This is a genomic window from Mycobacterium sp. E342 (assembly GCF_001667665.1).
Lineage (GTDB): Bacteria > Actinomycetota > Actinomycetes > Mycobacteriales > Mycobacteriaceae > Mycobacterium.
Genome location: NZ_LZJM01000290.1, coordinates 1 through 8,991 on the forward strand (window position 1 = coordinate 1; position 8,991 = coordinate 8,991).

Consider the following 8,991-nt stretch of genomic DNA (forward strand, 5'->3'; position numbering starts at 1 on the left):
AACGCGTGCTGGGGTGTGCGTAATTGGCGGGCCACGCGTTCCACCCGCTCCAGGGCAGCCAACCGCTCCGGGGTGGTGAGCACGTCAAAAGACAACCCGCACAGGCGCTCCACGTCGCCGTCGAGGGCGTCGAAGACCTCGACGATCTCTTCACGACTGCTCGCACCCATACCCCATACCCTAAAAACACCCACCGACAAAAATGCACATTCTGTGACCACAGAAACCAAAGTGACACAAGGGATTACAAAGGATGCGGCCGCCAAACGACTAGGCGGGAATCACACCTTCGACGTCGCGTGATCCATGGCGACACCCTGGTAGCGGTGCGGATCGGGCAGCCGCCGACGACGCCGCATGTGCACCAGCACCAGGACCGACAGCACCGCGGCGTAAATGCACCACAGTGACGCGAACGCCTGAAGGTAGAGGGTGGCGACCACGATCAGCCCGACGAGGTTCGCCCACCCGAACACCGTGATGGAGCGATAGCCCGACATCACCGCCGGCCCGATGACAGCGACGACGTAAAGCACCGCCCACAGGTACGGGTCGTTGACGTCTTCGTGGTATTCCAGCGCATGCGGGCACGTCGTTACCCCGATCGGTTGGGTGAGAACGGCGAAAGCGAGATAGGCCGCCACGACGGCGCCGAGCACCGCAAAAGGCGCCACCCGCAGTCGGGCGCCGCGCGGTTCCAGCATCAGGATCCCCAATGGGACCAGCGCGGGAAGCAACGGCAGCGCAATGAAGACGTATGCCCGCACCGCCAACTGCGCCGCCCCGGCTGACACAACGCTGTTGGGCCACACCGCCGCCTCGATGAACTGGTGGGCCGCAAACACCGTGGGCAGCAGAGCAAATGGCACCTCGCGCCAGTGTTTCACCTCACGAAGGGTCGCGACCGTGACCGGCAGCAGGGCGGTGCCCACCACCAGATCGGCAGTCATCGAAAAGCACACGGGCCCATTGTGCATGGTGGCGACCCGCTTCGCCCGGCTACGCCGCGCTCGCGATCGCCACTAGCCCGCGATGGCGGCGGGCCCCCGCGACTCCGAGGTCACCTCGTCGATCACGGTGTAGATGAACTTCATCTTCTCCAGCACGGCGACCGGCAGCACGAACGGGTACAGGTCGTCGTGGCCCATCGACCGGTTCACCATGTTCAGCGACCACGACAGCGGCAGCCACATGTCGATGATCGTCTGGAAAGCGCTGGGGCCCAGGGCCGGACGGTCGAAGGTCGCCGACGCCGACGCGAAGCCGCACCACGCCGAGGTGTCCAGGGTGTCGCGGATGTGCAGGTAATGCGCGAACGTCTCGGCCCAGTCCTCGGCGGGGTGCATGGTGGCGTACGAGGAGACGAAGTGTTCCTGCCAATCCTCGGGCGGCCCCTCGCTGTAGTGCCGGTCCAGCGCGTCGGAGTAGTCGGCGTCGGGGTCACCGAACAACTCGTTGAAGCGCGCCAAATAGTCGCTGGACCCGGCAATCAGCCGGTAGAAGTAGTAGTGCCCGATCTCGTGCCGGAAGTGTCCCAGCAGCGTGCGGTACGGCTCCTCCATCTCCACCCGCAGCTGCTCGCGATGCACGTCATCGCCCTCGGCCAGATCCAGGGTGATGACGCCGTTGTCGTGCCCGGTCAGCACGTTCTCGTGTGCGCTGGACAGCAGGTGAAAGGCCAATCCCTGCTCGGGATCCTCGTCGCGACCGATGATCGGCAGCTTCAATTCGTGCAGCTCGGCGATCAGCCGCCGCTTGGCCGCCTCGGCGCGGGCGAACTCGGCCAGGCCGGCGGTATCGGCGTCGTTGGGCCGCACGGTGGTCAGCGCGCAGGACGCGCACAGCAGCCGCGGATTGTTGACGGGAACCAGCCAATTGCATTCGGCCAGTAGCAGATTGGCGCACAGCTGATACTCGGCCGCGTCCACGAAACCCGCGTGCTCGCCGGCGTTGTTCTCGGCGATCACCAGCAGGGCCATCTGTTCGAGCGAAAAACCCAGTGCGCTGCCGCAATTCAGGCAGGTGGAGTTCTCGAACGTCAGGCGCTGCCCGCAATTGGGGCAGTTGAAGTCACGCATGGAGCACGTCCCCCTCGAAGGGCACCACGTCGACGGCCACGTCGATCACGCTGTGCTCCGACTCGGTGTAGATGATGCCCCGCAACGGCGGCACGTCCGCGTAGTCACGGCCGCGTCCGACGATGATGTAGCGCTCGTCGACCAGCTGGTCGTTCGTGGGGTCCAAGCCCAGCCACTCGAACTGGCCGGGCTGCTGCGGTGTCCACACCGCCGCCCAGGCGTGGGTGGCGTCTATACCGATCATTCGATCCTTCCCCGGGGGTGGGTCGGTGGCCAGGTAGCCGGACACGTAGCTGGCCGCCAGACCGTTGGCGCGCAGGCAGGCGATCGCCAGCCGTGCAAAGTCCTGACATACCCCTTCCCGGGCCGCCAGAACCTCATTTACCCCGGTGGAAATCGTCGTCGACCCCGAGCGGTAGGTGAAGTCGGCGAAAATCCGCGACGCGAGGTCGCGCAGCACGTCCACCAGGGGGCGCCGCGGGGCGAAACTGGGCGCCGCGTACTCGCGCACCTCGTCGGTGATCTCGGGCGGGTTCAGATCGAGGGTGAATTCGGCGGCGAGCGCTCCCCCACCCCCCGTCGGCCGGGCGGCCTCCCACGGCTGCACCGCCGGCCCGGCGGTATAGAGCCCCGGGGCCGGCGGATAGACGTCCACGATGGAGTCGCTGGTCACGGTCAGGGAGTGGTGCGGCTCGGTGACGTGGAAGTACGAGCTGATGTTGCCGTAGACGTCGGCGCTGGTGGAGACGTCGGCGGGGGCCGGTTCGATGATCAGCCGGTGCCCGACGCAGCGCTGCCGCAGCAAATCCCGCGGGGTGAGAAAACCGCGGCCGTAGGAGCTGGTCACGACGTCGGAGTAGCGGTACTCGGTGCGGTGGGTGACCCGGTGGCGGCGGGCGGCCCCGGCGTCGGCTTCAGTCACATGGCTGATCACATCACACCCCGGGCCGTTGCGCCGTCCGCGCCGCGAAACCGTTTGCCGATATGGCGGCACGCGGGCCAAACCGGGAGCACAATCGAGATGTGGCCACGTGGTACGACGTCGCCCACATCGTTCGTGAGCTGGCACTCACCTCCGAGCCGTCACCGCATGACTGGCGGGTCGGCAAGAAGTTGCTGGCCTGGGAGCGGCCGTTGCGCCCGTCCGAACGCGAGGCGCTGGCCCGCGACGGGTCGGAACCGCCCGGAGGCGACATCCTCGGCGTGCGGGTGTCCGACGAGGGGGTCAAGTTCGGGTTGATCACCGACGAGCCGGACGTCTATTTCACGACCCCCCACTTCGACGGCTACCCGGTCGTGCTGGTCCGGCTGGCCGAGATCTCCGTGCGCGACCTCGAGGAGCTGATCACCGAGGCCTGGCTGACGCAGGCCCCGAGGAAGTTAGTTCAGGAATTCCTGGCCGACTCCCGCTGAACCATTACCCGCGCCGGAGATCGATGACCCGTTGCAGGTCGTCGACGCAAGCGCTGACGACGTCGGCGAGGATCAACTGCGTCTTCTCGCGGGCGATCGACTGCAATTCCGAAGCGTGATGACGCGCGGACGCGATGTACGCGCACGCGCCGGCCGGGTCGGGGTCGGCGAGGGCGATCGCGGCCGCGAGCACCACCAACACTGTGTGCACGGTCTGCGGGTGCCCCTCACGACAGCCGTCAGAGGCGGGGTTGGGGGTAGGGGCGACGGCGCGGGCCAGTTGCAGCACCGAGCCGGCCAGCAGGGCCACGTGCACGGCCTGGCGATCGGCGGCGTGGACCGTGCCGCGCATGCCCCAGCGGCGCGGCGCGACGCGCACGACTTGGCGGACGGTGGTGCGCGCCTCGAGCAGTCCGCTGAGCTGTTCGTGTACTCGGTCGACCGCCGTCAGTGGCCAGTCGGGTGCCGGCGCTTTGCGTCCGACGGCGACGTCCGCGGCACGCGCCAACACGTCGTGCAGCACGCCCAGCACGCCGACGCGCGCATTGCGCAGCACTTTCAGCGGGTCGGCGGGGAACAGTAGGACGGCGAACACGATGGCCACGCCACCGCCGATCAGCGCATCGAAGATGCGCTCCCAGCCGAGGCCGCTGTGGAACAGCGCCAACACCAGGATCGCCGACACCGCTGTCTGGTTGGCGAACATCATCCCGTGCCCGATGAAGCCGCCCCCGATGAACACCGCGGCGCCCAGCGCGACCAATGCGGCGATCGCGATGGGGACCGCGCCGGGGCCGAGCAGGGCCTGCACCGCCGAGCCCAGCCCGATCCCGAAAGTTACCCCGACCATCATCTGGATGGCGCGTTGCGCGCGCAGCACATTGCTCGTCGACAACGACACCGCGGCCGCGATCGGCGCGAAGAACGGCTGCGGATGCTCTAGGACATCGTGCGCGAGATACCACGACAGGCCTGCGGCCACGGCGGTCTGCACCAGGTTGAACCACACCAGCCGCAGCCGTGAGAGGCCCGCCCGCGCGGCGACGAGAACAAACGATGGCCCAGTCCGCCGCGCTGCGCCCACGGGCCTAGGTGCGCTGCAGCTCGAACAGCGGAATGACCCGGCTGGTCTTCGACTGGTATTCGGCGAAGCCGGGCGCGGCGGCGGTGACCTTGTCGAAGAGCGCATCGCGCTCGTCGGAGGGCAATTCGCGGGCCGCGACGGGGAACTCCTGGGTGCCGATCTCGACCCGGGCCTGCGGGTTGGCCCGTAGGTTGTGCACCCACGCCGGGCTGACGGGCGAGCCCGCAAAGGAGCCGATGATGATGAGCTTGCCGTCGATGTCGAAGTAGGCCAGTGGGGAGACTCGCGGCTGTCCGGACTTGGCGCCTGTCGTGGTGAGCAAGAGCAGATCGGCGTTGGCGAACTGGCCGCCCACCTTGCCGCCGTTGGCCCGGAACTCGTCGATGATGCTCTTGTTGAAGGCGTTGATCGTGTCGGTGTCAGGCATTTGGGTCATGCCCGGTCAACTTCCTTGGGCTTGACGTCTATTCCGGATTCCTTGCGTTGCTGGGCGGTGATGGGCGCGGGCGCCTCGGTGAGCGGGTCGACGCCGCCGCCGGTCTTGGGGAACGCGATCACCTCGCGGATGGAGTCCACCCTGGACAGCAGCGCGTTGATCCGATCCCAGCCGAAGGCGATCCCGCCGTGCGGCGGTGCGCCAAAGGTGAAGGCCTCCAACAGGAATCCGAACTTCTCCTCGGCCTCGGCGCGGTCCAGGCCCATCACCGCGAACACCCGCTCCTGGATGTCGCGGCGGTGGATACGGATCGAGCCGCCCCCGATCTCGTTGCCGTTGCAGACGATGTCGTAGGCGTCGGCCAGCACACCGCCGGGGTCGGTGTCGATGACGTCGGAGAATTCGGGCTTGGGCGAGGTGAACGCGTGGTGGACGGCGGTCCAGGCGCCGGAGCCGACGGCCACGTCACCGGCGGCGGTCGCCTCGTCGGCGGGCTCGAACAGCGGCGGGTCCACCACCCAGACGAACGCCCACGCGTCGGGGTCGATGAGGCCGAGCCGGTCCGCGATCTCGTTCCGGGCCGCACCGAGCAGGGCCCGCGACGACCTGGGCGGGCCAGCCGAGAAGAAGATGCAGTCCCCCGGCTTGGCGCCCGCATGCGCGGCCAGCCCGTCCCGCTCGGCGTCGGACAGGTTCTTGGCCACCGGCCCGCCGAGCGTGCCGTCGTCGGCCACCAGCACGTAGGCCAGGCCGCGGTGCCCGCGCTGTTTGGCCCACTCCTGCCAGCCGTCCAGCGTGCGTCGCGGCTGCGACGCCCCACCGGGCATGACCACCGCACCGACGTACGGTGCCTGGAAAACGCGAAATGTGGTGTCTTTGAAGAACTCTGTGCACTCGACCAGTTCCAGTCCGAACCGCATGTCCGGCTTGTCCGAGCCGAACCGACGCATCGCGTCGGCATAGCTGATCCGCGGAATGGGCGTCGGGACGTGGTAGCCGATCAGCGCCCACAGCGCGGTCAGGATCTCCTCGGAGATCGCGATGATGTCCTCGGCGTCGACGAAGCTCATCTCCATGTCGAGCTGGGTGAACTCGGGCTGACGGTCGGCGCGGAAGTCCTCGTCGCGGTAGCAGCGGGCGATCTGGTAGTAGCGCTCCATCCCGGCCACCATCAGCAGCTGCTTGAACAGCTGCGGGCTCTGCGGCAGGGCGTAGAACGACCCGGGGTGCAGTCGCGAGGGCACCAGGAAGTCGCGCGCCCCCTCGGGTGTGGAGCGGGTGATCGTCGGCGTCTCGATCTCGACGAAGTCGTGTCGCGCCAGCACCGAGCGGGCGGCGGCATTGACCTTGGAACGCAACCGGATTGCGGCGGCCGGCCCGTCGCGGCGCAGGTCGAGGTAGCGGTACTTCAGCCGCAACTCCTCTCCGGCGGGCTCGTCGAGCTGGAACGGCAGCGGCGCGCTCTCGCCCAGCACGGTCAGCGACGCGGCGTTGACCTCGATGTCACCCGTGGCGATCTCGGGGTTGGCGTTGCCCTCCGGGCGGATCTCGACGACCCCGGTGACCGCGACGCAGAACTCGGCGCGCAGCCGGTGCGCCTGGGCCAGCACGTCCTCGGCGCGGAACACCACCTGGGCGATGCCCGAGGCGTCGCGTAGGTCGATGAAGATGACACCGCCGTGGTCGCGGCGGCGAGCCACCCAGCCCGCCAGGGTCACCTGCTGCCCGGCGTCGCTGCTTCTCAGCGAACCGGCGGCGTGGCTGCGCAGCACAAACACTCCCTTTCAGCAGGCTTTGGACGAGTGCCCAGTCTAGAGCAGGTACTTTCGGTCCTATCGCCACCAACCCCCCAATGAGAATCGCACTAGTCGGCCCCGGCGCCGTCGGCACGACGGTCGCCGCACTGCTGCACAAGGCCGGGCATTCGGTGCTGGTGTGCGGCCACAGCCCCCGAGACCACATCGAATTGCGGCCCGACGGCGCCGATCCGATCGTCGTCCCCGGGCCCGTGCACACCGATCCCAGCGAGGTGAACGGGCCGGTCGACGTCGTGGTGCTGGCGGTCAAGGCCACCCAGAACGACGCCGCGGCCGGATGGCTGGCCCGCCTGTGCGGCCCGCACACAATCGTCGCGGTGCTGCAGAACGGCGTCGAGCAGGTCGAGCAGGTGCAGCCGCACTGCCCGTCGTCGCCCGTGGTCCCCGGCATCGTCTGGTATTCCGCGGAAGCCCAGCCCGGCGGCTGGGTCCGGCTGCGCACCGAGCCCGCGCTGGTGCTGCCCAGCGGGCCCTCGGCGGAGGCGATCGCCGAGCTGCTGCGCGGCGCGGGATGCCGGGTGGACTGCGACCCCGACTTCATCACCGCGGCCTGGCGCAAGTTGCTCACCAACGCGCTGGCCGGGTTCATGGCGCTGTCCGGGCGGCGGTCGGGGATATTCCGCCGCGACGACGTCGCCGCCCTGTCGCGCCGCTACGTCGCCGAGTGCCTGGCGGTGGCGCGGGCAGAGGGCGCCCGGCTGCCCGACGGCATCGTCGACGAGGTGGCGGAGATGTTCCGCCGCGCACCCGAGGACATGGGGACGTCGATCCTGGCCGACCGGGAGAACGGCCGCCGGATGGAGTGGGACATCCGCAACGGGGTGATCATCCGCAAGGCCCGCGCCCATGACCTGGAGACGCCGATCAGCGACGTCGTTGTGCCGTTACTGGCCGCGGCCAGCGACGGGCCGGGATAGATTCGAGCCATGTTCCCCTGCGACCGCGTGGACATGAGCTTCATCGACAGCGCGCCTTTCGTGTTCCGCAACAGCGTCGACCTGGCCATCACGCCCGAGCAGCTGTTCGAGGTGCTCGCCGACGCGGAGTCCTGGCCGCGCTGGGCGAGCGTGATCACCAAGGTGACCTGGACCAGCCCCGAGCCGCGCGGTGTGGGCACCACCCGCGTCGTCGAGATGCGCGGCGGCATGGTCGGCAATGAGGAATTCCTGGCGTGGGAGCCGTTCAGCCACATGGCTTTTCGGTTCAACGAATGCTCGACGCAGGCCGTCGCCGCCTTCGCCGAGGACTACCGGGTCGAGGTCATCCCCGGTGGTTGCCGGCTGACGTGGACGATGGCGCAAAAGCCCGCGGGCCCGGCGCGGCTGGCGATGTACCTGGTGGGGCCGCTGCTGAACCTGGGCCTTCGCCGGTTCCTGCGCAACCTGCGCAGCTACACCGATGCCCGCTACTCCGCGACCCAGCAACATTAGGAGCCTGCCGTGACCTTCAACGAGGGTATGCAGATCGACACCAGCACCGCGTCCTCGTCGGGGGGCGGCATGGGCATGGCGCTCGGGGGCGGCGGCCTCGGGCTGCTCATCCTCATCGGCGCGTTGCTGTTGGGCGTCGATCCGGGCCGTGTGATGGACCAGTCGCAGTCGAACACCGGGGGTTACTCGGCGCCCGGATTCGACCTGAGCCAGTGCAAGACCGGCGCCGATGCCAACAAGTACGTGCAGTGCCGCGTGGTCGCCACGGGCAACTCGGTGGACGCGGTCTGGCACCAGCTGATGCCGCGGTACACCCGGCCGCACGTGCGGCTGTTCACCGGCTCGGTCGACACCGGCTGCGGGCCGGCGACCACCGCGGTGGGGCCGTTCTACTGCCCGGTGGACCAGACCGCGTACTTCGACACCGACTTCTTCCAGGAGCTGGTCGACAAATTCGGTTCCAGCGGAGGACCGTTCGCCCAGGAGTACGTGGTCGCCCACGAATACGGCCACCACGTGCAGCAACTGCAGGGCGTCCTGGGCCGCTCGCAGCAGGGGGCGAAGGGCGCCGGTGGCAACGGTGTGCGCACGGAGTTGCAGGCGGACTGTTACGCGGGCATCTGGGCGCACTACGCGTCAACCGTCAAACAGGAGAGCACCGGCGTCCCGTACCTGCAGCCCTTGAGCGATCAGGACATCCAAGACGCCCTGTCGGCCGCGGCGTCGGTGGGCG

Annotated in this window: 10 protein-coding genes; 4 read left to right on the forward strand and 6 right to left on the reverse strand. The window is 68.5% G+C overall.

Annotated elements, in window-relative coordinates:
* Nucleotides 1-281 precede the first annotated feature (281 nt).
* From A5692_RS24190 to A5692_RS24200, 3 genes are all read right to left on the reverse strand, one after another.
* On the reverse strand, nt 282-950 hold the full coding sequence (locus A5692_RS24190) for a DUF6629 family protein (protein ID WP_068061006.1): 669 nt from the start codon (nt 948-950) through the stop codon (nt 282-284).
* A 72-nt stretch (nt 951-1,022) separates the two neighbouring features.
* Nucleotides 1,023-2,078: a putative zinc-binding metallopeptidase gene (locus tag A5692_RS24195; protein ID WP_068061008.1), complete on the reverse strand. Its 1,056-nt coding sequence runs from the start codon at nt 2,076-2,078 to the stop codon at nt 1,023-1,025.
* Nucleotides 2,071-3,000, reverse strand: coding sequence for a transglutaminase family protein (locus tag A5692_RS24200; protein WP_068061021.1), 930 nt, complete (start codon nt 2,998-3,000; stop codon nt 2,071-2,073). The genes A5692_RS24195 and A5692_RS24200 overlap by 8 nt, the downstream gene beginning before the upstream one ends.
* Before the next feature lie 101 nt (nt 3,001-3,101).
* Here A5692_RS24200 and A5692_RS24205 point away from each other — a divergent pair, with 101 nt between their 5' ends.
* The gene (locus A5692_RS24205) at nt 3,102-3,491 is read left to right on the forward strand and encodes an MmcQ/YjbR family DNA-binding protein (protein ID WP_068061010.1); all 390 of its coding nucleotides are present in this window, start codon (nt 3,102-3,104) and stop codon (nt 3,489-3,491) included.
* A gap of 4 nt (nt 3,492-3,495) precedes the next feature.
* Here the strand turns inward: A5692_RS24205 and A5692_RS24210 are convergent, their stop codons facing one another.
* The 3 genes from A5692_RS24210 to aspS are packed head-to-tail and all read right to left on the reverse strand — an operon-like array spanning nt 3,496 to nt 6,789.
* Entirely contained in the window at nt 3,496-4,575 is a 1,080-nt protein-coding gene (locus A5692_RS24210) for an aromatic acid exporter family protein (protein ID WP_068061012.1), read from the reverse strand.
* Between the two features lie 4 nt (nt 4,576-4,579).
* The gene (locus A5692_RS24215) at nt 4,580-5,011 is read right to left on the reverse strand and encodes a nitroreductase family deazaflavin-dependent oxidoreductase (protein WP_068061015.1); all 432 of its coding nucleotides are present in this window, start codon (nt 5,009-5,011) and stop codon (nt 4,580-4,582) included.
* On the reverse strand, nt 5,008-6,789 hold the full coding sequence (gene aspS, locus A5692_RS24220; RefSeq protein WP_156766248.1) for an aspartate--tRNA ligase: 1,782 nt from the start codon (nt 6,787-6,789) through the stop codon (nt 5,008-5,010). Before aspS ends, A5692_RS24215 begins: the two co-directional genes overlap by 4 nt.
* A 74-nt stretch (nt 6,790-6,863) precedes the next feature.
* Here aspS and A5692_RS24225 point away from each other — a divergent pair, with 74 nt between their 5' ends.
* The 3 genes from A5692_RS24225 to A5692_RS24235 all read left to right on the forward strand — a co-directional run.
* Nucleotides 6,864-7,745 (forward strand): oxidoreductase, encoded by an 882-nt coding sequence (locus tag A5692_RS24225; protein ID WP_082963050.1) that lies wholly within the window; start codon nt 6,864-6,866, stop codon nt 7,743-7,745.
* Nucleotides 7,746-7,754: 9 nt separating this feature from the next.
* Nucleotides 7,755-8,258 (forward strand): SRPBCC family protein, encoded by a 504-nt coding sequence (locus tag A5692_RS24230; RefSeq protein ID WP_068061018.1) that lies wholly within the window; start codon nt 7,755-7,757, stop codon nt 8,256-8,258.
* 9 nt (nt 8,259-8,267) lie between these two features.
* Nucleotides 8,268-8,991 (forward strand): neutral zinc metallopeptidase (locus tag A5692_RS24235; RefSeq protein ID WP_068061031.1); only part of this gene is annotated, 724 nt, incomplete at its 3' end.